Source organism: Pseudovibrio sp. W64 (assembly GCF_001623145.1).
GTDB lineage: Bacteria > Pseudomonadota > Alphaproteobacteria > Rhizobiales > Stappiaceae > Pseudovibrio.
Map to the genome: position 1 here is coordinate 1 of NZ_LMCI01000025.1, position 341 is coordinate 341.

Annotated in this window: 1 protein-coding gene; it reads right to left on the minus strand. The window is 51.6% G+C overall.

Translation table 11 applies throughout. From position 1 onward, the window contains the following. Nucleotides 1-341, minus strand: a 341-nt coding sequence (locus PsW64_RS27360; RefSeq protein WP_446737467.1) for a calcium-binding protein, incomplete at both ends; no start/stop codon positions are given.

Genomic DNA, 341 nt, shown 5'->3' on the forward strand with positions numbered 1-341 from the left:
TCGTATCGTTCCCGTCGCTGCCGTTTACATTTTCAATGGAAAGGTATGTATCACCGAAGGCGACCCCCTCAAGTCCTTGCCCGAGGCGTAGGTCAATGACAGTGTCGGTGTCGGCTTTTTTATATTCAGTGTAGCTGACCCAATCAATCCCTTGCCCACCGTCTAGCGTATCCGCGCCATTTCCGCCTCTGAGGAAGTCATTGTCGTCGCCTCCGCGCAGGATATCGTCGCCATTGCCTCCGATTAAGGTGTCTTCATCGTTTCCACCCAGTAATGTGTCGTCGCCTGCATATCCTTTGAGCGTATCATTCCCTTTTCGACCATTTAACGTGTTTATGCCG